This is a genomic window from Tessaracoccus sp. SD287 (genome assembly GCF_017355265.1).
GTDB lineage: Bacteria > Actinomycetota > Actinomycetes > Propionibacteriales > Propionibacteriaceae > Aestuariimicrobium.
Map to the genome: position 1 here is coordinate 35,875 of NZ_JADIJQ010000008.1, position 26,808 is coordinate 62,682.

26 protein-coding genes are annotated in these 26,808 nt (G+C 68.2%); 13 read left to right on the top strand and 13 right to left on the bottom strand.

Features of this window, described 5'->3' with window-relative positions; all coding sequences use genetic code 11:
* Positions 1-66: 66 nt before the first annotated feature.
* Entirely contained in the window at positions 67-657 is a 591-nt protein-coding gene (locus IPV09_RS04880) for a MarC family protein (RefSeq protein ID WP_370590223.1), read from the bottom strand.
* Positions 658-693: 36 nt separating this feature from the next.
* On the opposite strand from IPV09_RS04880, the gene IPV09_RS04885 reads away from it, so the two are divergent.
* The 8 genes from IPV09_RS04885 to rlmB all read left to right on the top strand — a co-directional run bounded on the left by IPV09_RS04885 (position 694) and on the right by rlmB (position 9,492).
* Entirely contained in the window at positions 694-1,581 is an 888-nt protein-coding gene (locus IPV09_RS04885) for a rhodanese-related sulfurtransferase (RefSeq protein ID WP_207474078.1), read from the top strand.
* A 10-nt stretch (positions 1,582-1,591) separates the two neighbouring features.
* Positions 1,592-2,767 (top strand): PLP-dependent aspartate aminotransferase family protein, encoded by a 1,176-nt coding sequence (locus tag IPV09_RS04890; protein WP_207474080.1) that lies wholly within the window; start codon positions 1,592-1,594, stop codon positions 2,765-2,767.
* 26 nt (positions 2,768-2,793) lie between these two features.
* Positions 2,794-4,182, top strand: a complete 1,389-nt coding sequence (locus IPV09_RS04895) for a DUF4032 domain-containing protein (RefSeq protein ID WP_207474081.1) — start codon at positions 2,794-2,796, stop codon at positions 4,180-4,182.
* A gap of 171 nt (positions 4,183-4,353) precedes the next feature.
* Complete coding sequence (locus IPV09_RS04900; protein ID WP_207474083.1) at positions 4,354-5,238, top strand: MetQ/NlpA family ABC transporter substrate-binding protein; 885 nt, start codon at positions 4,354-4,356, stop codon at positions 5,236-5,238.
* Positions 5,239-5,263: 25 nt separating this feature from the next.
* A complete protein-coding gene (locus IPV09_RS04905; RefSeq protein WP_207474085.1) occupies positions 5,264-6,355 on the top strand; it encodes a methionine ABC transporter ATP-binding protein in 1,092 nt (363 codons plus the stop codon).
* Positions 6,352-7,014 (top strand): methionine ABC transporter permease, encoded by a 663-nt coding sequence (locus tag IPV09_RS04910; RefSeq protein WP_207474086.1) that lies wholly within the window; start codon positions 6,352-6,354, stop codon positions 7,012-7,014. The genes IPV09_RS04905 and IPV09_RS04910 overlap by 4 nt, the downstream gene beginning before the upstream one ends.
* Positions 7,015-7,088: 74 nt before the next feature.
* Positions 7,089-8,531 (top strand): cysteine--tRNA ligase, encoded by a 1,443-nt coding sequence (gene cysS / locus IPV09_RS04915; RefSeq protein WP_207474087.1) that lies wholly within the window; start codon positions 7,089-7,091, stop codon positions 8,529-8,531.
* Position 8,532: 1 nt separating this feature from the next.
* The gene (gene rlmB / locus IPV09_RS04920) at positions 8,533-9,492 is read left to right on the top strand and encodes a 23S rRNA (guanosine(2251)-2'-O)-methyltransferase RlmB (RefSeq protein WP_207474089.1); all 960 of its coding nucleotides are present in this window, start codon (positions 8,533-8,535) and stop codon (positions 9,490-9,492) included.
* Positions 9,493-9,562: 70 nt separating this feature from the next.
* On the opposite strand, the gene IPV09_RS04925 is transcribed toward rlmB, so the two are convergent.
* Complete coding sequence (locus IPV09_RS04925) at positions 9,563-10,399, bottom strand: DUF559 domain-containing protein (protein WP_207474090.1); 837 nt, start codon at positions 10,397-10,399, stop codon at positions 9,563-9,565.
* Positions 10,400-10,657: 258 nt separating this feature from the next.
* Here IPV09_RS04925 and IPV09_RS04930 point away from each other — a divergent pair, with 258 nt between their 5' ends.
* Positions 10,658-12,097, top strand: a complete 1,440-nt coding sequence (locus IPV09_RS04930; RefSeq protein WP_370590224.1) for a glycine hydroxymethyltransferase — start codon at positions 10,658-10,660, stop codon at positions 12,095-12,097.
* Positions 12,098-12,183: 86 nt separating this feature from the next.
* Here the strand turns inward: IPV09_RS04930 and IPV09_RS04935 are convergent, their stop codons facing one another.
* On the bottom strand, positions 12,184-13,914 hold the full coding sequence (locus IPV09_RS04935) for a DUF2207 domain-containing protein (protein WP_207474094.1): 1,731 nt from the start codon (positions 13,912-13,914) through the stop codon (positions 12,184-12,186).
* 189 nt (positions 13,915-14,103) lie between these two features.
* On the opposite strand from IPV09_RS04935, the gene IPV09_RS04940 reads away from it, so the two are divergent.
* Together IPV09_RS04940 and IPV09_RS14585 are read left to right on the top strand one after the other, a co-directional pair.
* On the top strand, positions 14,104-15,171 hold the full coding sequence (locus IPV09_RS04940) for a neutral zinc metallopeptidase (protein ID WP_207474096.1): 1,068 nt from the start codon (positions 14,104-14,106) through the stop codon (positions 15,169-15,171).
* 62 nt (positions 15,172-15,233) lie between these two features.
* Positions 15,234-16,376, top strand: a complete 1,143-nt coding sequence (locus IPV09_RS14585; protein ID WP_207474097.1) for a neutral zinc metallopeptidase — start codon at positions 15,234-15,236, stop codon at positions 16,374-16,376.
* Here IPV09_RS14585 and ispF read toward each other — a convergent pair.
* The 10 genes from ispF to IPV09_RS04995 all read right to left on the bottom strand — a co-directional run bounded on the left by ispF (position 16,369) and on the right by IPV09_RS04995 (position 24,634).
* Positions 16,369-16,857, bottom strand: a complete 489-nt coding sequence (gene ispF / locus IPV09_RS04950) for a 2-C-methyl-D-erythritol 2,4-cyclodiphosphate synthase (protein ID WP_207474164.1) — start codon at positions 16,855-16,857, stop codon at positions 16,369-16,371. The genes IPV09_RS14585 and ispF overlap by 8 nt on opposite strands.
* A complete protein-coding gene (gene ispD, locus IPV09_RS04955) occupies positions 16,857-17,612 on the bottom strand; it encodes a 2-C-methyl-D-erythritol 4-phosphate cytidylyltransferase (RefSeq protein WP_207474165.1) in 756 nt (251 codons plus the stop codon). The genes ispF and ispD overlap by 1 nt, the downstream gene beginning before the upstream one ends.
* Before the next feature lie 99 nt (positions 17,613-17,711).
* The gene (gene ptsP, locus IPV09_RS04960; protein ID WP_207474098.1) at positions 17,712-19,409 is read right to left on the bottom strand and encodes a phosphoenolpyruvate--protein phosphotransferase; all 1,698 of its coding nucleotides are present in this window, start codon (positions 19,407-19,409) and stop codon (positions 17,712-17,714) included.
* A gap of 1 nt (position 19,410) precedes the next feature.
* On the bottom strand, positions 19,411-19,677 hold the full coding sequence (locus IPV09_RS04965) for an HPr family phosphocarrier protein (RefSeq protein ID WP_207474099.1): 267 nt from the start codon (positions 19,675-19,677) through the stop codon (positions 19,411-19,413).
* A gap of 72 nt (positions 19,678-19,749) precedes the next feature.
* On the bottom strand, positions 19,750-20,730 hold the full coding sequence (locus IPV09_RS04970; RefSeq protein WP_207474100.1) for a sugar-binding domain-containing protein: 981 nt from the start codon (positions 20,728-20,730) through the stop codon (positions 19,750-19,752).
* 32 nt (positions 20,731-20,762) lie between these two features.
* Positions 20,763-22,055, bottom strand: coding sequence for an NAD(P)H-dependent oxidoreductase (locus tag IPV09_RS04975; RefSeq protein WP_207474101.1), 1,293 nt, complete (start codon positions 22,053-22,055; stop codon positions 20,763-20,765).
* Positions 22,056-22,057: 2 nt separating this feature from the next.
* Positions 22,058-22,549 (bottom strand): transcriptional regulator GutM, encoded by a 492-nt coding sequence (locus IPV09_RS04980; RefSeq protein ID WP_242681255.1) that lies wholly within the window; start codon positions 22,547-22,549, stop codon positions 22,058-22,060.
* Between the two features lie 5 nt (positions 22,550-22,554).
* Positions 22,555-22,923: a PTS glucitol/sorbitol transporter subunit IIA gene (locus IPV09_RS04985; RefSeq protein ID WP_207474103.1), complete on the bottom strand. Its 369-nt coding sequence runs from the start codon at positions 22,921-22,923 to the stop codon at positions 22,555-22,557.
* A gap of 53 nt (positions 22,924-22,976) precedes the next feature.
* Positions 22,977-23,978, bottom strand: coding sequence for a PTS glucitol/sorbitol transporter subunit IIB (locus tag IPV09_RS04990; RefSeq protein WP_207474105.1), 1,002 nt, complete (start codon positions 23,976-23,978; stop codon positions 22,977-22,979).
* The gene (locus IPV09_RS04995; RefSeq protein ID WP_242681244.1) at positions 23,978-24,634 is read right to left on the bottom strand and encodes a PTS glucitol/sorbitol transporter subunit IIC; all 657 of its coding nucleotides are present in this window, start codon (positions 24,632-24,634) and stop codon (positions 23,978-23,980) included. The genes IPV09_RS04990 and IPV09_RS04995 overlap by 1 nt, the downstream gene beginning before the upstream one ends.
* Before the next feature lie 213 nt (positions 24,635-24,847).
* Here IPV09_RS04995 and IPV09_RS05000 point away from each other — a divergent pair, with 213 nt between their 5' ends.
* Both IPV09_RS05000 and IPV09_RS05005 read left to right on the top strand, forming a co-directional pair.
* Complete coding sequence (locus IPV09_RS05000; protein ID WP_207474106.1) at positions 24,848-25,807, top strand: thiamine pyrophosphate-dependent dehydrogenase E1 component subunit alpha; 960 nt, start codon at positions 24,848-24,850, stop codon at positions 25,805-25,807.
* A 1-nt stretch (position 25,808) separates the two neighbouring features.
* Positions 25,809-26,807 carry an alpha-ketoacid dehydrogenase subunit beta gene (locus IPV09_RS05005; RefSeq protein WP_207474107.1) on the top strand — a complete coding sequence of 333 codons (999 nt, stop codon included), beginning with the start codon at positions 25,809-25,811 and terminating at the stop codon, positions 26,805-26,807.
* Position 26,808 lies beyond the last annotated feature (1 nt).

A 26,808-nucleotide genomic window follows, 5' to 3' on the forward strand; every position in this document is an offset into this window, starting at 1 on the left:
AACGATCGATATCCCCGGAAGGGCTCGGCTTCGGCCGGGCCCTTCCTGCGTTCCCGCACGACCAGGTCAGGCCATGAAGAAGTCCCTCAACCCGTCCAGCATCATCTGCACCGCGATCATCACCAGCACCATGCCCATCAGCCGTTCGATCGCCACCAACGTCCTGTCCCCGACGAAGCGCTGCAACCAGCCGGCGCTCAACAACACCCCCGCCGAGATGGCCCAGGCCAGCACCAATGCCAACAGCCACCACGGCCACATGCCGGGCGCGCCGGAACTCACCACCAGGATTTCGGTGGCCAGCAGCGACGGCCCGGCCAGGTAGGGCACGGCCAGCGGCACGATGAACGGCTCCCCGCTGACGGGCTCGTGCAGGTTGCGCATCTCGGTCGGGAACACCATCCGGACCGCGATCAACAGCAGGATGACTCCGCCTGCGACGGTCAGCGCCTCCTGCGAGACGTGCAACAGGTCCAGCAGGAACCGGCCGAGTCCCAGGAACACCAGCATGATGACCAACGCGATCAGCACTTCCCGCAGGATCACCCGTGCCCGGCGCTCCGGGGCGGTGTGGCGCAGCGCCGCCAGGAACAACGGCACGTTGCCCAAGGGGTCCATCACCAGCAGAAAGGTCAGCGCGGCAGAGGTCCAGGTCACGGGGCGAATCTAGCCACATCCGGGCATACTCGCACTGTGCGCGTTCCCAAGATCCTGCTCTTCTACCACTTCACCCCCCTGGCCGACCCGGAGGCGATCCGGCTGTGGCAGTGGGAACTGTGCCATTCGTTGAAGTTGCGGGGCCGCATCATCGTCAGCCGGCACGGCATCAATGCCACCGTCGGCGGCTCGGTCGAGAACTGCAAGGCCTACCTCCGGAGGACACGTGCCCACCCCGGACTGCGCGCGCTGGAGGTGAAATGGTCGGCCGGCACCGCGTTGGACGCCGAGGGCTTCAGCACCGACTTCCCGAAGCTGCGGGTGCGCGTCCGCGAGGAGTTGGTCAGCTTCGGTGTCCCCCACGAACTGGTCGTGGACCAGACCGGCGTCGTCGGCGGTGGCACCCGGCTGAGTCCCCAGCAGGTCAACGACCTGGTCGCCGAGCGTCCCGAGGCCGTCTTCTTCGACGGTAGGAATGCCGTCGAAGCCGCCGTGGGCCGGTTCCGTGACGCGGTCGTGCCCGACACCTCGACCACGCACGACTTCGTGGCCGAACTCGACTCCGGCAAGTACGACCACCTGAAGGATCGGCCCGTGATCACCTACTGCACCGGCGGCATCCGGTGTGAGGTGCTGACGGTGCTGATGCGCAACCGCGGCTTCGCCGACGTCTACCAGGTCGACGGCGGTGTGGTCAGCTACGGCGAGCAGTTCGGCAACCAGGGACTGTGGCAGGGCAGCCTGACCGTCTTCGACGGTCGCTCGGTCATCGACCTCGGCCCCGACCCCGAGGTGATCGGCCGCTGCCACCGCTGCGCCGCACCGACCTCGCGCCTGCAGAACTGCTCCGACCTGGCCTGCCAGGAGCGTCTGGTCACCTGCGGGGGCTGCGCCGACGACCAGAATTGGTGCGCGGCGCACTAACCTTCGTGTCATGGACCAGCCCGAGACCTCCCGCCTCACCCGAGCCCTGCGCCACGGCATCGGCCAGGACACCCAGTACCGTGCGGTGGTGCCGGCCTGGTACGCGTCGACGAACTACACCTTCCCGACCATCGCCGAGGAACCCGACTACGCCTACAGCCGGTCGGGCAACCCGACCCGGGACCTGTTCGGCGAGGCCCTGGCGATCCTCGAGGGTGGCGCCGGGACGGTCATCACCTCCTCGGGCATGTCGGCGGCGACCCTGGCGCTGCTGGCGTGCGTGCCCGTCGGTGGACGCGTCGTCGCCGCCCACGACCTGTACGGCGGCACCTGGCGGCTGCTGAGTCGTTTCGCCAACGACGCCAGGCTGCAGGTCGACTGGGTCGACCTGACCGACCTCGACTCCGCCCGGGCAGCATTGGACTCCCCCGCCGACCTGGTCTGGATCGAGACCCCGTCCAACCCCTTGCTGCGGATCACCGACATCGCGGCGGTCGCCGACCTGGGCCATGCGGCCGGGGCCGTGGTGCTGGCCGACAACACGTTCTGCTCCCCGGCGCTGCAGCAGCCCCTGTCCCTGGGGGTCGACGTCGTGCTGCACTCCACCACCAAGTTCATCAACGGCCATTCCGACGTGGTCGGGGGTGCGCTGGTCAGCGCCACCCGGGCGCAGCACGACGACCTGGACTGGTGGGCCAACACCACCGGGGTGTCCGGGTCGAGCTTCGACGCCTGGCTGCAGTTGCGCGGCCTGCGCACCCTGGACGCGCGGGTCCGCGTCCACGACCAGAACGCCCGGGCGGTCGTCGACCTGCTGGTCGGTCATCCGGCCGTCGCCAAGGTCCACTACCCCGGCCTGAGCGACCACCCAGGCCACGCCCTGGCAGCGTCCCAGCAGTCGGGCTTCGGATCGCTGATCAGCTTCGAACTGGCGGGTGGGCGTCCGGCGGCCGACGCGCTGGTGGCGAGCCTGCGCACCTTCTGCCTGGCCGAGTCCCTCGGTGGGGTCGAGTCGCTGGTGGTCCATCCGGGAGCGATGACCCACGCGGCCATGAGCGACGAGGCTCAGGGCATGGCCGGTATCACGGAGGGACTCCTTCGGCTCTCGGTCGGCATTGAGCAGGCCCCGGACCTGGTCGCCGACCTCACCGTCGCCCTGGATCGGGCCCAACGCGCCACCCGCTGACGGTCCCGGGCTGGCAGACTGGGCCCGTGCCCCGTTTTCTGTCCGCCCAACCCGACTCGCGACTGCTCGCGCTGCCGTGGAGCACCCCGCTCGAGGAGTGGCCGACCGACCTGCTCGTCGCGCTGCCCCGCGGCATCTCGCGTCACGTCGTCCGGTTCATTCGGGTCGGCGACGACGTCTACGCCGCCAAGGAGGTCATCGAGCACCTCGCCATCCACGAGTACCGACTGCTGCACGACCTGCGCAGGATCGGTGCCCACGGCGTGGAGGCGCTGGCGGTGGTCAGCGGACGCACCACCCGCACCGGTGAGCAACTGGACCCGATCCTGGTCACCAAGCATCTGTCGTTCTCACTGCCGTACCGCTCACTGTTCCACTCCGGCGTGCGCCAGGACACCGTGATGCGCCTGCTCGACGCCCTGGTCGTGCTGCTGGCGCAGTTGCACCTGCTCGGCTTCCTGTGGGGCGACGTGTCACTGTCCAATGTCCTGTTCCGTCGCGACGCCGAGTCCTTCGCCGCTCACCTGGTCGACGCCGAGACTGGGGAACTGCACGAGAAACTGACCAACGGGCAGCGTCTGCACGACCTGACCATTGCCCGCACCAACCTGTTCGGGGAGTTCCTCGACCTGGAGGCAGGCGGCCTGCTCGACGCGTCCCTTGACCCGCTGGTGCTGGTCGACATCATCGAGAACCGCTACCAGGAGCTGTGGACCGAGCTCACCGGCGTGGAGGAGTTCGCGGGGTCGGAGTTGCACCGCATCGAACGACGCGTCCGCCGCCTGAACGCGCTCGGATTCGACGTGGCCGAACTGGACATCTCGACCTCGGCGTCGGGTGACCGGGTGCGCCTGCAGCCCAAGGTGGTCGACCCCGGCCACCACTCCCGACGCCTGCTGCGCCTGACCGGCCTGGACGCCGAGGAGAACCAGGCCCGACGGATGCTGAACGACCTGGACACCTTCCGCGCCCGCTCAGGTCTGGGCCACGTGGACGAGGCGGTGGTGGCCCACCGCTGGATGACCCAGTGCTACGAGCCCATCATCGCGGCCATCCCCGCCGACCTGCGCGGCAAGCGCGAGAACGCCCAGTTCTTCCACGAGGTGCTCGACCACCGGTGGTACCAGTCCCAGGAGTTCAACCGCGAGGTGCCGCTGGCCGAGGCCGCCCACAGCTACGTCCACGAGTACCTGGCAGAACTGCCTGACGAGGCCATCTCGTCGGAGTCGATGCTCCAGATCACCCAGAGCGGCAACACCCCGAACAACCCGTACGACCCGTCCAAGGGCTTCGCCGAACCAACCGACGAGATCCCCATCTTCGATCCGTGGGAGCAGGCGGCCGACGAGATCGACCCGTCGAACGCCAACGTGCTGGACATCGCCGCGTTGCGGGCCAAGGCTCGCGGCGGGTAGCCATATGACGGGACGCGCTGTGGGGAATTGTTTGGCCAGCGGCACACTTGACACCATGGGGTGATGGATCGCTTGTCGTGATCCCTGCCGCACCCGCGGCCACCCTGCCACCACGGCACGCCGCTCTTCGCGGCGTCGGGGCTTGTTGCCCCACAGTTGAAAGGAACACTCATGTTCAAGCGTTGGGCCACCCCGCTGGCTGCCCTCACCACCGCTGTTGCCCTGCTGCTGACCGGCTGCGGCTCCGGCGCCGACCAGGGCGTCGGCGACGGCCAGGACGCGCCGATCTCGATCGGCGTGGTCGGAGCCTCCGAGGAGCAGTGGACGATCTACAAGCAGAAGGCTGAAGCAGCCGGCATCAAGGTCGACATCAAGGACTTCACCGACTACACCACCCCGAACCCGGCCGTGACCGACGGTTCGCTCGACTCCAACCAGTTCCAGCACATCCTGTACCTGGCCGGTTACAACAAGGACAACAACGCCGACCTGGTGCCGATCGCCTCGACAGCGATCTACCCGCTGGCGTTGTACTCGAAGAAGCACACCTCGTTGGATGCCATCCCCCAGGGCGGGCAGATCGCCGTCCCGAACGACGAGACCAACAAGTCCCGCGCCCTGCACGTGCTGGCCGAGGCCGGCCTGCTGAAGCTCAAGGACGGCACCGGTGTCGTGGCCGGCGAGGAGGACATCGACCAGGCCGGCTCCAAGGTGACCGTCTCGCCCATGGACGCCCAGCAGACGGTGACCGCACTGTCCTCCATCGACGGGGCCGTGGTCAACAATGACTTCGTCAACGACGCGGGCCTCGACCCGAACAGCGCCCTGTTCAGCGACGACGCCTCGTCCAAGGCTGCCGAGCCCTACATCAATGTCTTCGTCGTCCGCAAGGCCGACGCTGACAACGAGCAGTTGAAGAAGCTCGCGGCCATCTTCCAGGACAAGGACTTCCAGGCTGCACTGCAGAAGAGCTCCAAGGACTCTGCCGTGCTGGTCAACAAGTCCCCCGAGGAACTGCAGAAGATCCTGACCGACGTCACCGAATCGCTGAAGTGACCACGGTGCCCACCGGACGACACCGATGAGTGAACCCATCATCACGCTGGACGGCGTGCACAAGCGCTTCGACGCCTCGTCGGGCACCGTGCACGCCGTCAACGGCGTCTCCCTGGACATCTACCCGGGCGAGATCTATGGCGTCATCGGATTCTCCGGTGCCGGCAAGTCGACCCTGGTGCGGCTGATCAACGGGCTCGAACCCACCACCTCGGGACGGCTGCTGGTGGCCGGGCACGAAGTCTCGGCCATGACCGAGAAGCAGTTGCTGCCGGTGCGTCACCACATCGGCATGATCTTCCAGCAGTTCAACCTGTTCGCCTCGAAGACGGTCAGCGAGAACATTGCCTACCCGCTCCAGATCGTGAACTCCGAGACCAAGCAGTGGGGCAAGGCCGAGCGGGACGCGCGGGTGGCCGAACTGCTCGACTTCGTGGGGCTGTCCGACAAGGCCCGCGCCTACCCCCACCAGTTGTCCGGCGGCCAGAAGCAGCGCGTCGGGATCGCCCGCGCCCTGGCCTCCAACCCCAAGATCCTGCTCGCCGACGAATGCACGTCGGCGCTTGACCCGCAGACCACCGACGAGGTGCTGGCGTTGCTACGCAAGGCCAACCAGGAACTGGGCATCACCATCGTCATCATCACCCACGAGATGGACGTGGTCCGCAACCTGTGCCACCGGGTCGCGGTGATGGAACAGGGGCAGGTGATCGAGTCCGGTGAGGTCTACGACATCTTCAGCAACCCGGCCCACCCGACCACCCGGCGTTTCGTGAACACCTCCCTGAAGGACCGTCCGAGCGAGGCGACGCTGGCCCGTTTGGCCCAGCACTACCCGGGACGGATGATCACCGTCACCATTCGGGACAAGGACACCGGCGGTCGCACCGTGGTCAAGACCCTGGACGAGGTCAACGTGCGCGCCGACCTGGTCTACGGCTCCATCGTCGAGATCAGCGACCGTCCCTACGGCTCGCTCACCTTCGCCCTCAGCGGCGACGAGGAGCACATCGACCATGCCCTGGGCCTGCTGCGCGACTTCACTGACGTCGACGAGTACGACGTGGCGCACCTGCGCGCCGACGCCGTCGAACCCGCAGCAGGGGGGCCGCGATGAAGTTCGACTTCTCCGTGAACGGCGACGTCTTCGTCGAGGCCATCTTCACCACGCTCTACCTGGTCTCGGCGGCGCTGCTCGTCGGCGGCCTGGTGGGGTTGACCCTGGGCCTGCTGCTGACCCTGACCCGCCGCGGCGGGCTGCTGGCCAACGGCCCGGTCTTCAACGTGCTGAACGTGATCATCAACTTCTTCCGACCCATCCCGTTCATCATCTTCGTGGCCGCCATGGGTCCGCTGACCCTGGCCGTCGTCGGCACCAGCATCGGCACCAATGCCTTCCTGTTCCCGATGATCATCATGGTCTCGATGGGCACCTCACGCATCGTGGAACAGTCGCTGGTGGCCATCGACCCCGGCGTCATCGAGGCGGCCCGGTCGATGGGTGCCTCGACCTGGCGGATCATCCGCACCGTGCTGATCCCCGAGGCGCAGGCACCGCTGATCCTGGGCTACACCTACCTGTTCGTCGCCGTCGTCGACATGTCGGCGCTGGCGGGCATCGTCGCCGGTGGCGGACTGGGTGCCTTCGCCCTGTCCTACGGCTACCAACGCTTCGACTGGGCCATCACCTGGATCACCGTGCTGGTGATCGTCGCCTTCGTCCAGGTCATCCAGTTCCTGGGCAACTGGTTGGCCCGCAAGTCGCAGCACCGCTGACCTGTTCCCGGGGACCACCCCTGCGCCCCACCCGCGGGGACGACCCCGGTCGTCCCACCCCCTAGACTGTGCGGGTGAGCTTCCGCCTGTACGACTCGGCCACCAGCCAGGTCCACGACTTCCGACCCCTCGTCGAGGGACGGGTCTCGATCTACCACTGTGGTCTGACCGTGCAGTCCTCACCCCACCTGGGCCACATCCGCAAGGAGGTGGTCTTCGACGTGCTGCGTCGCTGGCTCACCCACTCGGGCTACCAGGTCAGCGTCGTCGCCAACGTCACCGACATCGACGACAAGATCCTGGCGAAGTCGGCCGAGCGCGACGTCGAGTGGTTCGCCCACGCCTACGAGTTCGAGCGCGAACTGCACGTCGCCTACGCGGCGCTGGGCTGCCTGCCGCCCACCTACGAGCCCCGCGCCACCGGCCACATCCCCGAGATGGTCGAACTGATCCAGACCCTGGTCGAGCGCGGCCACGCCTACCCCGCCGCCGACCAGTCCGGTGACGTCTACTTCGACGTGCGCTCCTGGCCCGAGTACGGCGCCCTGTCCCACCAGCGGATCCAGGACATGGAGGCCGCCGCCGACGCCGACCCGCGCGGCAAGCGTGACCCCCGCGACTTCGCGCTGTGGAAGGGCCACAAGGACGGCGAGCCGTACTCGGCGTCGTGGCCCAGCCCCTGGGGACGCGGTCGTCCGGGGTGGCACATCGAGTGCTCCGCCATGGCCGGCAAGTACCTCGGCGACTCCTTTGACATCCACGGCGGCGGCATCGACCTGCGCTTCCCGCACCACGAGAACGAGCTGGCGCAGTCACGGGCCGCCGGCCGAGGGTTCGCCACGTACTGGATGCACAACGCCTGGGTGACCATGTCGGGCGAGAAGATGAGCAAGTCACTGGGCAACACCGCCCAGGTCACCGAGGTCACCCGGACCCACGACCCGCGCGCCGTCCGCTACTTCCTGCTGGCCCCGCACTACCGCTCGACCATCGAGTTCTCGCCGACCGAGGAGGCCACCCGCGGTTCGCTGGACGAGGCCACCAAGGCCATCGAACGCATCGACACGTTCATGACTCGCGCAGGCGAACTGGTCGGTGAACCGGCACCCGACGCGATGCCGTCGCAGCACTGGGACGACTTCGCGCGGTCCATGGACGACGACCTCGGCACCCCGGGCGCCGTGGCGGCCCTGTTCGCCGCCGTCAAGGACGGCAACACCGCACTCACCGGCGCGGACGCCGGGCAGGTGGCGTCGGTGCTGGCCGGGGTCGACCAGATGATGCGGGTGCTGGGCCTGCACCGCGGACTGCCCGAGTGGGCGCACCTGGCCTCCTCCGGCGACGCTGCCCTGGAACCGGTCGTCGACGGCCTCGTCAAGGCCATGCTCGACCAGCGCGGCGAGGCCCGCGCACGCAAGGACTATGCAGCCGCAGACGCCATCCGGGACACCCTGGGCGGGCTTGGGCTGAAGATCACGGACACCCCGCAGGGTGCCCGCTGGACACTGGAGAACTGACATGGCAGGCAACAGCCAGCGCCGCGGCGCCACCACCAAGGGCAAGGGACGCACCGCTGGTTCGGGTGGACGCGTCCGCCGCGGACTCGAGGGCAAGGGGCCGACCCCCAAGGCCGAGGACCGCCCCTACCACAAGGCGCACAAGATGAAGCAGGTCGCGGCCAGGCGTGCGGTCGGCCGCCAGACGCGTCCGGGCCCCGGCGGCAAGGGTCGTCCCGGTTCGGGCCCCGAATGGGTCGCAGGACGCAACCCGGTGCTGGAGGCGCTGAACGCCGGACTTCCGGTCAGGACGGCCTACATCGCCGAGGGGGCCGAGCGCGACGACCGCCTGCGCGACATCCTGAAGTTCGCCGCCGAGCACACCATCCCGATGATGCAGGTGCACCGGGTCGAACTCGACCGGCTCACCGGTGGTGCCCTGCACCAGGGCGTTGCCCTGCAGCTGCCCGCCTTCGAGTACGCCCACCCCGACGACGTGCTCGCCGATGCCATCAATGATGAGGACTCCGAGGCCCTGGTGGTCTTCCTCGACCAGATCACCGACCCCCGAAACCTGGGCGCGGTGATTCGTTCGGCCGCCGCTTTCGGCGCCCACGGGGTGGTCATCCCCGAGCGCCGCTCCGCGGGCATGACCGCCGCCGCCTGGAAGACCTCGGCCGGAGCCGCCGCCCGTATTCCGGTGGCGCTTGCCACCAACCTGAACCGCGCCCTGGAGAGCTACTCCAAGGCGGGCTTCACCATCATCGGGCTGGCCGGTGAGGGTGACGTCGAGGTGTCCGGCATCCCCGGGGTCGACGGCCCGTTGGTCGTGGTGATCGGCTCGGAGGGTGAGGGACTCTCACGCCTGGTCCGCGAGCACTGCGACCACCTGGTCTCGATTCCGATCACCAGCGACGTCGAGAGCCTGAACGCCTCGGTGGCCGCCTCCATCGCGCTGTACGAGATCAACCGCTGCCGCTGAACGCGACGGTTCCCAGCAGAATGCCGCAGGATGGCGATGACGGTGGTTTCTTGCTGGTTTGGGCCCATTCTCAGGCATCCTGCTGGGGCATCCGGTCGCGTTGGAAGCGTCGTACCCACTCGACCAGCTCATCGAGGGTGGCAGCGGTGAAGCGCAGCACCCTCCAGCCGTCGTACTGCAGCCAGTTGTGGCGGTTGGCGTCGTACTCCAGGTCCTGCCGGGTGCGGTGATAGGACCAGCCGTCCAACTCGACCGCCAGCTTCAGGCCGGGGAAAGCGATGTCGATGTAGAACACCCGGCCGCGGATGTTGACGCGATGGTTGCCTTTCCACCCTGTGATGCGGTGGTGCCGCAGGATCTGGTGGGCAGAGCGCTCAAGGGCTGACCACGGCTGCTCGCGGGACTCGTGCAGGAGCCTGCGGCGCAGAGCGTTGCCCCTGCGCCAGGTCATCTCCTCCATTGTCCTCGCCAGCAGTTCCAAGGTCACCACCCGTCGCCGGAGCCCTTCGTCAATCGCCGTGCCGCCGAGATCATCGACCATGTCCAGGACGGTCAAGGGCGCGGCGGTGATGCGCAGCTCTCCGCGACGGGTGACCAACGCATCGGGGATGGCCCTTCGTGAAACATGGAGCCACGGCGGTGGAGCGATGAACCTGGCCTGGTCGAGGTGAACCGTCTCATCGAGGCGTTCGGGCCAGAAGTCGAGCCGGGCTGCTGTCTGTCTCGACAGCACGGAACCAGGCCGCAGCTCATGGGCAGCCCAGACGCGGTGCCACCAACCCGGCTGCGGATCTGCACTGTAGGCGCCGGGCAGCACAGGTGTGAGTCGCCCGGCGCGGACCTGCTCGTCGAGCCGGCTTCGTTCGGTGGGACTGAGGTGCTTGCGAATGATCAACGGGTTCTCCATGACCCCGATTCCACGCACCGGCGCAGCCAGATCCGCGTTGTCCACAGCGTCCAGCGGCGTTGACAGAAGCTGTCCACAGTTCGGCCATTTCCCAGCAGGATGCCCGAGGATGTGTCCTGAACGGTCATGAGGGCCTCTGACACCGATCCTCAGGCATTTTGCTGGTTCACGTTGACGTTCACGGACGCCGGTGCCCGAGGACAACCGCCGCTCGCGCGGTAGATTGGCACCCACACCGAACTCCCGAGGAGCATGCTCGTGTCGAACGCGAACGCAGAACTGGCCAGCGCCTACAAGACCATCCTTGACGTCGTCGGCCGCACCGAGCCACGCATCGCCGAGGCCACCCGTCAGGAACTGGCCGACCAGCGCGGTTCCCTGAAGCTCATCGCGTCGGAGAACTACGCCTCGCTGCCGGTGCTCGCCACCATGGGCACCTGGTTCAGCGACAAGTACGCCGAGGGCACCGTCGGCCACCGCTTCTACGCCGGATGCCAGAACGTCGACACCGTCGAGTCACTGGCCGCCGAGCACGCCCGCGAACTGTTCGGGGCCGAGTACGCCTATGTGCAGCCCCACTCCGGCATCGATGCCAACCTGGTGGCCTACTGGGCGATCCTGTCCCACAGGGTCGAGTCCCCAGCCCTCGAGCAGGTGGGCGCGAAGACCGTCAACGACCTCACCGAGGCCGACTGGGAGAGCCTGCGCCGCGCGTTCGGCGAGCAGAAGATCATGGGCATGTCCCTGGACGCCGGCGGCCACCTGACCCACGGCTTCCGTCACAACATCTCGGGCAAGATGTTCCACCAGCGCGCCTACGGCACCGACCCCGAGACCCAATTGCTCGACTACGACGCCCTGGCCGCCTCGGTGAAGGAGTTCAAGCCGCTGATCCTGGTGGCGGGCTACTCCGCCTACCCGCGCCGGGTGGACTTCGCCAAGATGCGCGAGATCGCTGACTCGGTGGGTGCCACCCTGATGGTGGACATGGCCCACTTCGCAGGTCTGGTGGCGGGCAAGGTGTTCACCGGCAACGAGAACCCCGTGCCCCACGCCCACGTCGTCACCACCACCACCCACAAGTCCCTGCGCGGTCCCCGCGGCGGCATGGTGCTGGCCACCAAGGAGTTCGCCCCCGACGTCGATCGCGGCTGCCCGATGGTACTCGGCGGTCCCCTGTCCCACATGATGGCTGCCAAGGCGGTGGCGCTGGCAGAGGCCCGCACCGCCGAGTTCCAGACCTACGCCCAGGACGTCGCCGACAACGCGAAGTCGCTGGCCGAGGGTTTCCTGACCCGGGGCGCGAAGCTGGTCACCGGCGGCACCGACAACCACCTGGTGCTCCTGGACGTCACCAACTACGGGCTCACCGGTCGCCAGGCCGAGTCGGCCCTCATTGACGCCGGCGTGGTGTCCAACCGCAACTCGGTGCCGCAGGACCCCAATGGTGCCTGGTACACCAGCGGCGTCCGGCTGGGCACCCCGGCGCTGACCACCCGTGGTTTCACCGCCGACGACTTCGACCGGGTCGCCGAGCTGATCGTTGACGTGCTGGCGAACACCACCCCGGCCACCACCTCGGCCGGAACCCCCGGCAAGGCCAAGTACGTGATCGCCGATGGTGTGGCCGAGCGGACCATGTCCGCCGCCCAGGAACTGCTGGACGCCCACCCCTTGTACCCCGGCCTCGAGCTCTGAGACGTCCACCTGCCCCACACCACAACAGCTGCCCCCGCCTCGAGGCGGGGGCAGCTGCATGTGTGGGGTGCAGGTGGCGTCGTGGCTCAGCGCGAGAACAACCGACCCTGCACGGCCGTGATGAACGCGTCCAGGGATGCCGGCAGGTGGTGCAGGTGCCAGTCCGGGGGCGCGTGGTACCAGTCCAGCTTGGTGGAGTCGGCGTGCTCGTCACCGTCGGCGGCAACCATGGCCTCGATCCATCGGTCCTTGCCACCCAGGACGACCGCGTAGGGCAACAGTTCGGAGATCTCGTGCAGTTCACGGCCGTGGGGCATCTGGTCGGTGCGCTGGTGCTGCAGCAGGGACGCGAATCCGTGCAGACCGGCCAGGAGTTCCGAACCACGCGCCGAACGACGAGGCATCTGCTGCGAGACCCACAGCAGACCGACGGCGACGGCCACCAGGGCCAGACCGACCAGACCGAACCGGGTGAAGGCCACCAGCAGCCCCAACGCCACCAGGGCGACGACCAGGCTCACCCAGCCAGCGACCGCGAAGGTGTTGCGGGCCGCATCGGGGCGGTTCTCGAACCAGCCCTGCTCGACGACGTCGTCGTACAGTGCGTCCTGCACCTGGGGGACGACGGGCCCGACAGCCTCACCGATCCGTGAGACCAGCACCGGCTCACCGCCGACCGGGGCCACGGCGTCCAGCAGCAGCATCTCGTACTGGTGCAACTCGCCGCGGCCGGACTGCCGGCGGGTGAAGGACCAGTCCATCGGGCTGTGCCCATCGTTGGGCAGCTGTTCGATGCGCAGGTGGCCGCGCACGGCGAGGTCGAGCAGGGTGCCCGTGACGTCGACGGGGTCGACGCGCTCGTCGGCGACGGTGCCGATCTGCCCGGGGCGGACGTCGCTGACCATCGCGAACTGCGACTGTCCCTCAGCGATCGGCGCGAACTCGGCCACCAGGGTCGGGTGCGACATGGCCTGCACGTCACGCCCGGAGCGTCGGTGCAACGACCACAGCGCCAGTCCCCCCACCAGCAGCGCGCCAAGGGTCGCCAGGGCGGTGGGCCAGTTGACAGTGAAGGCACGGTCCAGGGTCCAGTGGTGGTCGATCTGCTCATTGGCCGCCAGAGCGCTGGTGGGCGAGATGAAACTGACCAGGACGACCTCGTTGGGGCCGCGCGGGCCGTCCTCAAAGGTCGGGACGGGGGCCTCGTGGGTGCCCGCCTGCCAGTTGGAGCAGGCACCGGGGGCGACCGGGTTGCCGGAGCGGCAGTCGATCCAGCTGACGGGCGCGGCGGTATTGATGGTGCCGCTCACCTGCGTCACAGCCACATTCAGGCCCTGCAGGAAGTGCCACGCAAAGGTCGAGGTGGCCTCGTGCTGGTCCGGCTTCGGGTTGGCCGAGACGGCGCCGATGACTCGGTAGCTGATCACGATCGGCTGGTTGTTCGCCTTGGCGGTGTCGATCTCGATGACCTTGTCGTCCCCGTCGTCGCTGACGGCCGCACCCAGGTCGGCACCACCAGCGGTGGCCTTCAGGTCGGTGATGGTGAACACGTAGTCACTGGTCGATGTCGCCGGACGCTTCGTCCGGAATGCCTGGCGCACGGTCTGCGGCTTCGTGTCGCCCAGGGTGAGGGTCGCGGTGACGCCCAGCGCCCCATCGGAGGCCAGTTGTGCCTCGATCACGTAGGACTGCGCCGTCTCGTCGGCGCGAGCGCTCAGGGCCAGCGGTCCCCCCACCATGACCGCGCCCAGCATGAGGGCGACCAGCAGTTGGATCGAGCGCGTCAACAGCGCACCCGGGGCGGCGTGGTGGGACATGACTGGCCTTTCCATCCGTGCAGGGGGCCGGCACGGCTCGCTGACGGATACTATTCCACACGGGAAGGGTCATTGCCGAGACCCTTGTGGCGGGTATTGTGACACCGTGATGAAGCCCCGGCGCACGTCCACCTGATTCGTCTGCCACCAGCCTCGTTGTCGTTCCCGCACCGCGCCGATGGAGTCGCCATGACCAACAATCCCCCGTACCCGCCTTTCCCACCGCCGCGCGGACAGCACCGGGTTGTCAGTGGGCAGGGATACGGGCATCCGGGTTTCAACAGCCAGCAATTCGGCAACCCATGGCGCGGCGTCCAACAGTTCCCCACCCCCCTGCCAGCTCCGGCACCGAGGAAGGCCTCGATCCTGCCGGCCGTGCTGATCGTCGCCGTGGCGCTGGTGGCGGTCATTGGGATGGTGAAGCTCGCCAGCGACGGGGGCGGCGGGGAGCGGCCGAGCACCCGCTACCAGCACGAGGACTACCAGATTCCCCCCGCCGCCCAGGAGCATCCCGCCCTGCCCTGGCCATCGACTGACGCCGACATCAAGAACTGGCTCGAGAACAACGCGCTCTACTCCCAACAGGTGGCGGTCCCGGTGCGCTGCGAACTGGGTGCCTTCGACCACACCACCGCTACCAGCGACCAGAAGAAGGCTCAACTGGAGAAGACGTTGGTCTGCCTGGTGCGGGTGTGGGGTCCGACCCTGGAAGCCGCCGGGTTCACCATCACCCATCCGACGGTGACCATGTACGACGCCCCCATCCAGAACGCCTGCGGCAAGGCCGAGACGCACAATGCCTTCTACTGCGGCGTCGACCAGAACCTGTACTTCGCCACTGACGTCCACGAGATCCTGGGTGAGAAGGCCGGCGATCCGTGGGCCTACGAGGCGGTGATGGCCCACGAGTTCGGCCACTCCGTGCAGGGACGGGCCGGCATCATCCCCGCCAAGGCGCTCAAGGCGCAGCAGGCCACCAACGAGGCCGGTCAACTCGAACCGACCCGCCGCAATGAGGCGCAGGCCGACTGCCTGGCCGGGCTCTTCTTCAACTCCGTCCAGGAGTCTATGGGTCTGGATGACGACCAGGTCAGCGGCATCGGGGGCTTCTTCGGCCAGATCGGCAACGACGACCCGTCCCGGTTGAGCTCCCATCCCCAGCCGCCGACCCGCGCCAGGTGGTTCGGACGAGGTGCGGGCAACACCGCCATCGGCGTCTGCAACAGCTACGTCGCCCCCCTGGACGACGTGAAGTAGCACGGCCGGCGGGGTTGACTGCAGCCAGTGCCGGCGACCCGGCCAGCGGCTAATCTGACGACGTGAGCAGCCACCAGCAGCCAGGATGGGACGACTTCGCCACGCGGCGACGCGAACCCGGTGCGGTCGGGGGCGGGTTCGGCACCCAGTCCCAGTGGCGCGCACCGGCACCGTTCCCGGGCCAGCAGCAGTACCCGGCCCCCCAGTACCCGCCTGCCCAGTACCCGCCGCCGCAGTTCCCCGGACAGTTCGGTCAGGGCGGCTACCCCCCGTACCCGGCACCGCCCCCGCATCCGCCGCGCAACCGCTCCGTGGTGCCGGTCATCCTGCTGTGCATCGTGGCCGTGGTCGCCGTGCTGGGGGTGGTGGCGCTGGCCACCGGTGACAACCGGCCCGGCGGGCAGACCAATCGCTACCAGAACGACGACTACCAGGTGCCACCGGCCGTCGGCAACCACCCGTCACTGCCCCGACCCACCTCGGATTCCCAGGTCAAGACCTGGCTCGAGGACAACGCGATCTACCAGCAGGACGTGGCCAAGCCGGTGCGCTGCGAACTGGCTGCCTTCGACCACACCACGGCGACCAGTGACCAGAAGAAGGTCCAACTCGAGAAGGCCCTCGAATGCCTGGTCAGGGTGTGGGGTCCGACCCTGGAGACCGCCGGTTTCACCATCACCCATCCGACGGTGACGATGTACAGCAGCCCCATCCAGGGTGCCTGCGGCAAGACCGCGATGCGCAACGCCTTCTACTGCAGCCTCGACCAGAACCTGTACTTCGCCACCGACCTGCACACCATCTTCGGCGCCAAGTCGGACGACCAGTGGGCCTACGAGGCGGTGATGGCCCACGAGTTCGGCCATTCGATCCAGGGCCGGACGGGAATCATCCCCGCGAGGAACCTGCTGCTCAAGGACGAGACCAGCAAGGCGGTCGCCTACCTCAGCGTCCGCCGCACCGAGGCCCAGGCCGACTGCCTGGCCGGGCTGTTCTTCAACTCCACCCAGGAGTCACTGGGGCTGGCCCCCGAGGACATCACCAGCATCCAGAACTTCTACGGCTCCATCGGCAACAAGGACCCGAACAAGATCAGCACCCACCCCCAGCCCCAGTCGCGCTACCGCTGGTTCCAGGCCGGCATCACCAATGTCTCGGTCGGCACCTGCAACACGTTCACGGTGCCCGCGGACGAGGTCAAGTAGGCCCGGGCCCCACCACCAGCGCGGTGGCGACGGCAGCCACACCCTCGCCACGTCCGGTCAGGCCCAGCCCGTCGGTGGTGGTGGCAGACACGCTGACCGGACACCCCAATGCTTCGGACATCAGCTGTTCGGCCTCGACGCGGCGCCCACCGATGCGTGGACGGTTGCCAATCACCTGCACCGACACGTTGCCCAGTTCGAAGCCGGCAGCGCGCACCCGACGCGCGGTCTCAGCCAGGAAGGCGACCCCGCTGGCCCCCGACCACGCCGGGTCGGACGTGCCGTAGTTGCTGCCCAGGTCACCGAGCCCGGCCGCCGCCAGCAGGGCGTCGCAGGCAGCGTGGCAGGCGACGTCACCGTCGGAGTGGCCAGCCGGCCCGGCCGTCTCGTCCGGGAAGTGCAGACCGGCGACGTGCATGGGGACGCCGTTCTCGAGGCGGTGGACGTCGACGCCGATGCCGGTGCGGGGCAGTCCGTCGATCACCCGTTGTGCCTCCAGTGGCGCCACACCCGGCGACCAGAGTGATGGCCGAGGGTCTCGCGCACCTTCCACAATGCCCGGGCGATCGTCAGGTCAGCCGGTTCGGTGATCTTCATGCCCATCCGCGAACCGTGCACCAACTCGGCCCGATGCCCCATGGCCTCACAGATCGAGGCGTCGTCGGTGAACCGGCGTTCGTTTCCGGCAACTGCCTCGTGGCACTCCCAGATGACCTTCAACGCGAACCCCTGCGGCGTCTGCACCGCACGCAGGCTGTCACGATTGATCAGGACGGTGTTGTTGTCCTCGTCCACCATGCGAATGGTGTCGGTCACCGGTACGGCGGGGATCACCGCGACAGCGCCCTCATGCACCTTGGCGATCACGTCCTTCACCACGTGCGCCGGCACCATGGGGCGGACGGCGTCATGGATGAGCACGATCTCGGCCTCGCGCAGGACGGGGTCGGCCATGATGGCCTGCAGTCCGCGGTGGACGGACTCCTGCCGGCTCGCTCCGCCGGTGGTCATCACGACCGGGATCGGGGAACCCGTCAGGTGCTTGATGAACCGGTCGGCAGTTTTCGGGTTGACGACGACCACGGCGTGGGTGCAGCCGCCGGCCGACATCGCCTCGATGGACATGCCCACGACGGCGCGACCGGTCAGTTTCAGGATCGCCTTCGGCGTGGGGCCGCCGTAGCGACTACCAATTCCGGCGGCGACAACGATGGCAACAACGGGTTTAGACACCAGTCGAGTATCGCATCCCGCATCCACCGGCTCGTCCACCGGCTGGTCACAGCATCTCCAGATGGTGCCCCTGGCCGCCCTTCACGGCTGGTGACCCGACCCTCAGCCGCCCACCAGGAAACGCAGTTCGTCACCCGCCAGGGCCAGGACCGCACTGCGCGCCGCCGCCGGGTCACGGGCGGTGACGGCCGCCTGGGCCATGGCGCGACAGGTGGCCAGGTCGGTGTGGCGCAGCGCGAACCGGACCGCACTCAGTGAGGCGCTCGACATGGACAGGCTGGTCACCCCGAGTCCGATCAGCACCAGCGCCATCAGCGGGTTGGACGCGGACTCGCCGCACACACCCACGCGTTTGCCCTGCGCCTGGCCGGCTCGAACCGTGCTGCTGATCAGGGTGAGCACGGCGGGCTGCCACGGGTCGATCAGGTCAGCCAGCGCCCCCAGGAGGCGATCGGTGCCCATCGTGTACTGGGCCAGGTCATTGGTCCCGATCGAGACGAAGTCCAGTTCGGCCAGCACCTGGTCTGCCTGGATGGCCGCCGAGGGAACCTCCACCATGGCGCCCACCGTGGTGTTGCCGGCGGCACGAGCCATCCGGGCGAAGTCGCGTGCCTCGTCCGGCGTGGCGATCATCGGGGCCATCACCCAGGCCTCGGCCTCGGGCACGTCTGCGGAGGCCTCCGCGATGGCCTCGAGCTGGGTCGCCAACAGTTCGGGCATGGTGCGGACCAGGCGGTACCCGCGGACGCCGAGCGCCGGGTTGTCCTCGTGGTCGACGTTCGCGAAGGCCAGCGGCTTGTCGGCGCCGGAGTCCAGGGTCCGGAAGACGACCCGGCGCCCGGCTTGGGCGCGCAGCACCCGCCGGTACACGTCGGCCTGTTCCTGCTTGGTCGGTGCCGTCCGGGCCGAGAGGAACAGCACTTCGGTACGGAACAACCCGACACCGTCGCAGGCATGTCCGGACGCCTCCTGGGCATCGGCCAGCCCACCAATGTTGGCCAACAACGTCACGGGGGTGCCATCAGCGGTGGCGGCCGGATCAGTGTCGGCGTCCAGACTGTCGAGCAGGTCGTTGCGCCGTCGGATGCGCTCCGCGTCCTGTTCCGAGGGATGGGTCATCACGATGCCGGCGCGCCCGTCCACCAGCGCCGGCGCGCCTTCGGGGAGCCGAGTGGCACCCTCGGCCTGGACCACGCAGGCCAGACCCCACTGGCGCGCGATGATCGCAGTGTGGGCGGTGGGCCCGCCCAGTTCGGTGACCAGGGCCCGGACCTTGCGCACGTCGAGGACGGCCGTGTCGGCCGGGGTGAGGTCCTCGGCGACGATGATGGAGTCCTCCACCAGTTCGGCACCGGCCATGCCCACGCCCAGCAGCTGAGCCAGTACCCGGTCACGCACCCCGTTCAGGTCGCTGACCCGTTCGGCCATGTAGCCGCCGAGTGCCTGGAACTGCTCTGCCACCTCGGCGAAGGCCACCCGCACGGCGACGGTGACCGATTCCCCCTGCTCGATGTGCGCCTGGGCCGCCTCGATGACGCTGGGGTCGTCGGCGATCTCCGCGGTGGCGACCAGGACGTCCTTCAGTTCGCCGTCCTGCTGCTGCTCGGCCAGCTCCGCGTACTGACCCGCGACGGCGGCCATGGCCGCCAGCAGGGTCTGCGTCGCCGCGGCCCGGTCGTCCTGGTCGACGGGACGGGGCAGGTCGGCGTCGAGGTCACCGCCGTGGCGCCACACGACGATCCGGCCCAGGGCACCGCGGACCCCCGCGCTGACGCCGCGGAGCTCGATCGATTCCGGCATCTCAGTGCGCCCCCTGCGACTCGACCAGGTCGCCGAGTTGCTGCAGCGCCTGGTCGGCACCCTCGCCCTCGGCCTGCAGGATGATGACCGTGCCGTGGTCGGCGCCCAGGCCCATCACCTTCAGGATCGAGGCCGCGTCGACGAAGTCCCCGGATTCGGTGCGCACCCGCACCTTCACCGGCTGCTTCTTGGCGAGGGCGACGAATTCTGCTGCAGGACGTGCGTGCAGGCCCTCCGGTGCGGCCACCGTGACGGTGCGTTCAGCCATGATTTCATTCCTCTCTTGCGGGCCTGCGCCCGTTTCGGGGTCTCTCCCCTGATTGCTGCGCGTGGTGATGAGCTACTGGCCGGGGTTCGGGGAGTCGGCGGCGCGCAGGACGGCCGTGGCCAGTTCCTCGTCGCCGATGAACTGGGTCAGCACGCCGGTGCGCAGGGCTCCCAGCGCGCCGAGCGCCTTCTCCATCCCCGCGGCGATGCCGACCACGGAGGGAATCGTGTCGAGCTGTTCAAGGGTGAGCCCGACGACCCTGTTGCTGGAGGGCAGCCCCAGCGGGCGGCCCTCGATGTCGAAGAAATGACCGCAGAGGTCACCCACCGGATTCTGGGCCATGAAGGTCTGCTCCTCCTCCGGGGACAGGCGCATCGCCCGGATGACCCTGGACGAGGAGTGCACGCCCAGTCGCCCGATACCGACCAGGGCGACCTCGCACCGCTGGGCCCGTTCCAGCGCCTGGATCACCCCCGACTCCTGGTTGAGTGCCTTCCAGGTCACCTCGGACTCGACGACGGCAGGTGAGTCGAATCGGTAGGCCAGCGCGCCGCAGCGCCGGGCCAGCGTGTCGAGCGCCACGTGTCCCGACGCCCCCGTGGGCTGCATGGTCGGGGCCCCGCCGGCCAACGGGCACAGTTCGAGTCGCGGGTACACCGGCTCGACCTGGACGTGGTCGGTGAAGGAGGCGATCGTCTCACCCCAGCTGAGCCCGAACCGGCTCAGCCCCGGCACGACCTTCTCGAAGATCCGGGCGGCCATCTCACCCACGATGTCGACCGCGGTCCGACCCGGGGGACGCACCACCACCTGGGCTGACTGCAGCGAGAATCGCTCCATCAGCGCCGCCTCCAGCTCCGCGTCCCTGGTCAGGGAGCGGTCCTGGTGGATGCGGATCTCGACGATGCCGCGCTCCCGCGCCGACAGCAGGGTGCGCGAGACGCTGGAGCGCGACACCCCCAGGGCCTTGGCGATCTCGCCCTGGGACTTGCCGTCGAGGTAGTACATCCGCGCAGCACGAATCAGCACGTCTTGGGAGCGGGGAGCGGGCACGTCTTGAACCTCCGATACTCGAGCCTGAACGGTCAGAGCATGCCCTGACCCAGGAGCGAGTCTTGCAGGCGTCGCATGGCAACCAAAGGTCGGGACTCGTCGAGCACCACGTCGTCCCACCCGATCACCTCGTCCTTGGCGATGTCACGCACGAGCTCGGCGCCGGCCAGCAGGCCCATCGGAAGGGCGTTGCGCTCGCGTGCCTCCTGAACCGGCACCGTCCAGCCGCGGGCGTGGTAGCCGCCCATGCCGTCCAGGACGGTTCCGGCCGGCAGGTCGATCTTGGCGCGCGCGACCACCTCACTCGTCCAGGTGGCTGCCTGGAAGCTGGCGGTGCCCTCCAGGACGGCCTGGCCGATCGAGAGGTGAGCCTCGATGGAGGCCAGGTGGTAGGGGCGGTAGAGGACGTAGTAGGGGCCCTTGCCGAGCTTCAGGTAGTCCAGTTCGTGGGTCACCACGTCGGACTCCGACTTCACCACCACGAAGACTCCGGGGGCAACATTGCCGGTGACGAACTCGACGACCGGGCTCTGGCCCAGGATTCCCCCGTCACCCTCGGGCACCAGCATGGTGGCCAGCTCGTCCAGGTCGCAGGCGGGCCCGTGCATGCCCGAGACGTCCACGGGGTAGCCGGTGGCGTTCGACAGGGCGCACATCTCGAGTTGGGTCTTGGTCCCGTCGGTGAACTCGCACAGCATCTTGGGGTTCATCCCCTTGCCCTCGGCCTCCGCCCGGACGTCGTCGGGGGTGTCGTAGGGACGGTTGGGATTGTTCTTGCCCTTGCCGGCCGCGACCACCGTCAGGCCGAGGTCCTCGGCGTAGTGGACCAGCTCGAGGCATTCCACGGGTTCGTCACCGCGGCAGACCGTGTAGACCGAATTGCCGGCGTTCGCCATGGAGGCGAGCAGCAGGCCCACCGTGACGTCCGCCTCGACGGTCATCAGGGCGACGTGCTTCTTGGCGGTGATCGAGGCCCAGGCGACCGAGGCGGCCACGTCCGGCACCCCGGAGACCTCCAGGACGAGGTCGACCGGCAGCTGGGGCAGCAGCCGCCCGTCGCGGAGCACGACCCGCTCGCCCCGCTGAATGCGCTCAATCGCCTCGGTGACGTCCTCGCAGAGGACGGCTCCCGGAAGGCCGGCGCGTTCGAGGGCCCCGACGGCCCGGTCCGGGGCAATGTCTGCCACGGCCACCACCTCGATGCCCTTGGCGCGGCTGAGCTGGGCGATCAGGCCGCTGCCCATCTGTCCGGCTCCGACCTGCGCGACGCGGACGGGGCGTCCAAGCTCGTCCTGCCTGCGCAGCAGTGCCTGGGTGTAGTACATGGTCAGCTCCTCGGGGTTTCGGCGCCGCCGGCGCGGGTCAGGGGGGTGGCGCGACGGGTCACACGGACACGGTCCTGCTGCCGGCCGGCGCCGGGGGCGACTGTCGACAGGGAGGTGTCGCGCTGCCCGCGCAAGCTCTTCAGGCGGGTCAGGGCGTCCTCGATGGCTCTGCGGACCTGGACGTCGGTGGTGCGCTCGGCGATGGTGGCCACCGGGCCGACCAGGTGCGGGGCGGGACGAAGCCGCGCCACCACTGTCGCCCCCGCCATCACGCTGGCCGCCACCACGTCCTGGCTGGCGCTGTCCACCACCAGGACGACGACGGCGCCGCGCAGGCGTCCCTTACCGCGTCCGGAGACCAGATGCCGCCCGGGGGCGTTGTGGGACAGCGCGATGGCATTCACGTCGGCGGTGTACTTCTTGGTCTGCCACACCGACAGCCCAACGCTCAGCAGCAGGGCGGTCAGCAGCAGGATCGGCAACAGCCATTCCATGTCGGTCACTCCCCCCGGGTGAATCGGAGGGTCAGGCCGGGCAACGGCATCGGGACGCCGTCACCGGCCGCCTTGATGGCGCCGGGCAGCAGCTTCTGGTCGGGCTGGTTGGCGTAGACCACGACGTGGCCGAGTTCGGCCAGGTTCGCGTTCGCCCGTTCGCCGACCTCTGCCACGGTGAAGCGGTCCTCACCGATCCAGAAGTCGTCGCCGGGGCGCACCTCGGCCGCCTGCCCGGCACCGTCGTGGACGATGCTGACATCGGCCAGGGCGTCGGGGACGGGTTCACCGAACAGGATGTAGCAGCCGGCGTCGAACATCTCGGGTGCGTCGTCACCAATGCGGGTGACGGTGGCGGACCAGATGTCAGTCATGGGTTCTCCTGGGGTTGTTGGGGGCAGGTGCGTGACCACCCGCCCCCAACCGATCAGATGAGGAACGAGGCGAGGAAGGCGATGATGACCGCGATCGGCGAGGTGATCAGGCGACTGAACAGCACCGCCGGGACACCGACCGACACCGTCTCCGGCTGGGCCTCCCCGAGGGACAGGCCCACCGGGACGAAGTCACAGCCCACCTGCCCGTTGATCGCGTACAACGTCGGCAGGGCATACTGCACGGGCACTGCCCCCTGCGCGATCTGGGTGCCCATCAGCACACCCACCACCTGGGCAATCGCCGCACCGGGACCCAGAATGGGTGACAGGAACGGGAGCGCGGTGATGATGCCGAGGGCCACCAGCCCGATCGGGTTGGACGCCATCGGCGAGACGCCGCGGGCGATCCAGTCCGAGATGCCGGTGTAGGTCACGATGCCGATGAGCAGCGAGACGTAGACCATGAACGGCAGGATCGTGTTGAGCATCAGCTTGACCGACTGCCGACCCGAGCTGAGCAGCGTGTTGATCAGGTAGCCGATCGCGCTGCCGAACTTGACCACGATCCCGGTGAAGCCGCCGCCGGCGGCTGCCGTGGCCGCCTCGCGGCGTGCCTCGGCACGGGCGGTGGTCTCGCGCAGTTCCTCCACGGGGGTGGGCTTGGCGGTGGTGACCACGTCGCCCTCCTCGGCCAACTGCACCTGGGACTCGCCCACCGCCGAGACGAAGATGTCCTCGGTGATGTACTGGGCCAACGGACCACCCGGCTCGCCGGCGAAGACGTCGACGGTCGGAATCCCCTTCTTCGGGTAGACCCCCACGCGGGCAGTGCCGCCACAGTTGATCACCGCAGCCATCACCTGGGCGTCGGCGACGTGGTTGGTGAATCCGTCCACGACGTCGGCACCGGACAGTTCGGCGATCCGCTGGGCCACCGGATGGATTCCTCCGCCGGTGACCGACAGGACAACCTTCTTCTCCTCGGTGGGGGTCAGCACGAGTCCGGTACCCCAGCCGCCCTGCCCCTTCGAGATTCGAACGCTGCGGAACATCAGAACACCCCTCCGGTGGTGGCGGCACCGGCACTCTGGAAGTGGCCGTGCTCGTAGGCCTCGTCGAACTTCTTGAAGACCTCCCCGTGACCACCGCGCTTGATCAGCAGCGCAGTGATGACCTGGGTGACGTAGCCACGAATGGCGATCACGACGATGCCGGTCAGGAAGTACAGGGCCGCCAGGCGGGCGTATGCCCCGTCGTCGACCTGCATGACACCTGCGGAGACGCCGGCCCACACGAAGATCTCACCCGCATTGGCATGCGGGAAGAACGACGTGACCGGGTGGACGAAGGAGACCGCGGAGTCGTAGAAGGCGGGCTTGTAGCGCTCGGGCAGGAATCGTCCGAACGAGTAGCACATGGGGTTGGTCAGGATCAGGACGCTGATCACCGGCATGATCGTGTAGCGGGTGAGGGCGTACTTGCCGGCCCACTGCACTGCCTTGGTGACGCGCTCCTCCCCGATCCATGTGGTGATCGCATACATCGCGGTCAACAGGACCAGCAGCAACGGCAGGATGCCGGTGATGAGGCCCAGGAGACTCTCGGCGGACGCGTTGAACAACCCGATGAAGTGGGTTGCGAACCAGGTGATGCCCCGCATCACCGGGTTGCTGCTTGTCTCAAGCAGCACGAAGTCAAAGGCGGGCATACTCAACTCCTCTGTTGGTGAGCACCTTTATGCACATCCATGCGAGCAGATGTGCAGTTGCGGATCATCATGACACCACGCCGGCGCTCTTGCCAAGGCCCGACACCCAGGATCGCTGTGCAAATAGTTGCAGATACATCTGCACCGTTGTGGGCTATGGTGGTGGCCATGTCAGGAGATCACACTGAGCTCGCCACCGATACCCTGCGCACGATGTGGCGCATCCGCCTCTTCGAGGAGGCCGTCGAGGACCTGTACGGCCGGGGCATGATGCACGGCACGATGCACCTGTCGATCGGCCAGGAAGCCGTGCCCACGGGCGCGTGCCAAACCCTCAAGGGCGGTGACCAGATCACCTCCACCCACCGCGGTCACGGCCACTGCATCGCCAAGGGGGCCGACCTGGGCCGCTCGATGGCCGAACTGCTGGCCAAGGACAACGGCTACTGTCGTGGCCGCGGCGGCTCCATGCACATCACCGACGTCTCCCAGGGCAACCTCGGAGCCAACGGCATCGTGGCCGGCGGCGTCCCGATCGCCACCGGCGCCGCCCTGTCCAACAAGATGCGCGGCACGGACAACGTGACCCTGTGCTTCCATGGCGACGGAGCCGTGGGTGAGGGCGCCTGGCACGAGGCCGTGACCCTGGGCTCCATGTGGTCCCTGCCGGTCGTCTACATCTGCGAGAACAACAAGTACGGGATGTCGATGCCGTCGGAAAAGGCGTTCAAGGTCGAACGGCTCTCCGACAAGGCGGCCGGCTACGGCATCCCCGGCGTGACCGTCGACGGCAATGATGTCGACGCCGTCCGTGAGGCCGTCGCCGAGGCCGTCGAGCGCGCCCGCCGTGGCGAGGGTCCGACCTTCATCGAGTGCCTCACCTACCGGTGGCGCGGGCACTCCAAGTCGGACAAGAACCTGTACCGCACCAAGCAGGAGATCGCGCAGTGGCGCGACCGCGACCCGATCGCCGCCTACGCCCACAAGTGCCTCGAGAACGGGTCACTGACCCAGGAGCAGATCGACGCGGTGGCCGACGAGGTGCGGACCCAGATCCGGGAGGCTGTCGTCTTCGGCACCCAGGGCGCCGAACCCACCCTCGAGGACATGCTCGCCGGCGTCTACGCCCCCTCCCCCGTCGACGCCCAGGACATCGCGAAGGGTCTGATCTGACATGACGAACACCGAAACGCGAACGATGACCTACGCCGAGGCCATCCGCGAGGCCATGGCACAGGCCCTCGAACAGGACCCCCGCGTGTTCCTGATGGGCGAGGACGTGGGCGTCTACGGCGGCGCCTTCGGCGTCGAGAACGACCTCATCGACAGGTTCGGTCCCGAGCGCATCCGCGACACGACGATCTCCGAACTGGGCTTCGTCGGTCTCGGGGTGGGGGCCGCGGTCACCGGGATGCGGCCCATCGTCGAGATCCAGTTCTCCGACTTCACCGCCCAGGCCATGGACCAGATCGCCAACCAGGCTGCCAAGCTGCACTTCATGGTCGGCGGCCAGCAGAGCGTCCCACTGGTCATCCGCGCCCCCGGTGGCTCCGGTACCGGTGCGGCGGCGCAGCACAGCCAGTCCCTCGAGGCGTGGTTCGCCCACGTCCCCGGGCTCAAGGTCGTCATGCCCTCCAACGCCACCGACGCGGCGTCGCTGCTGCTCGCCGCCCTCGAGGACCCCAATCCCGTCGTCATCCTCGAACACAAGCTGCTGTACAAGCAGCAGTTCGAGTGCCCCCTGGAATGGCCGAAGGCCCTGCTCGGCCAGGGGCGCATCGAGCGGGAGGGCACCGATCTGACGATCGTCGCCACCGCCATCGAGGTGCAGCGCTCGGTGCAGGCCGCCGAACAACTCCAGGCCGAGGGCTTCTCCGTCGAAGTCATCGACCCCCGCACCATCAAGCCCCTCGACACCGAACTGATCCTGGCATCGGTGCGCAAGACGGGTCGGGTGCTGCTGGTCCAGGAGGCGGCCAAGACCGCGGGGTTCATGGCCGAGGTGTCGGCGATGATCACCGAGTCGGACGCCTTCGCCTACCTGCAGGCGCCCGTGAAGCGACTGTGCGGCCTGGACACGCCCATCCCCTACAACCCCCAGTTGGAGAAGGGCACCGTTCCCCAGGTGGACGACATCGTCCGCGAAGCCAAGCAACTGATCCAGGAGTGGTGAC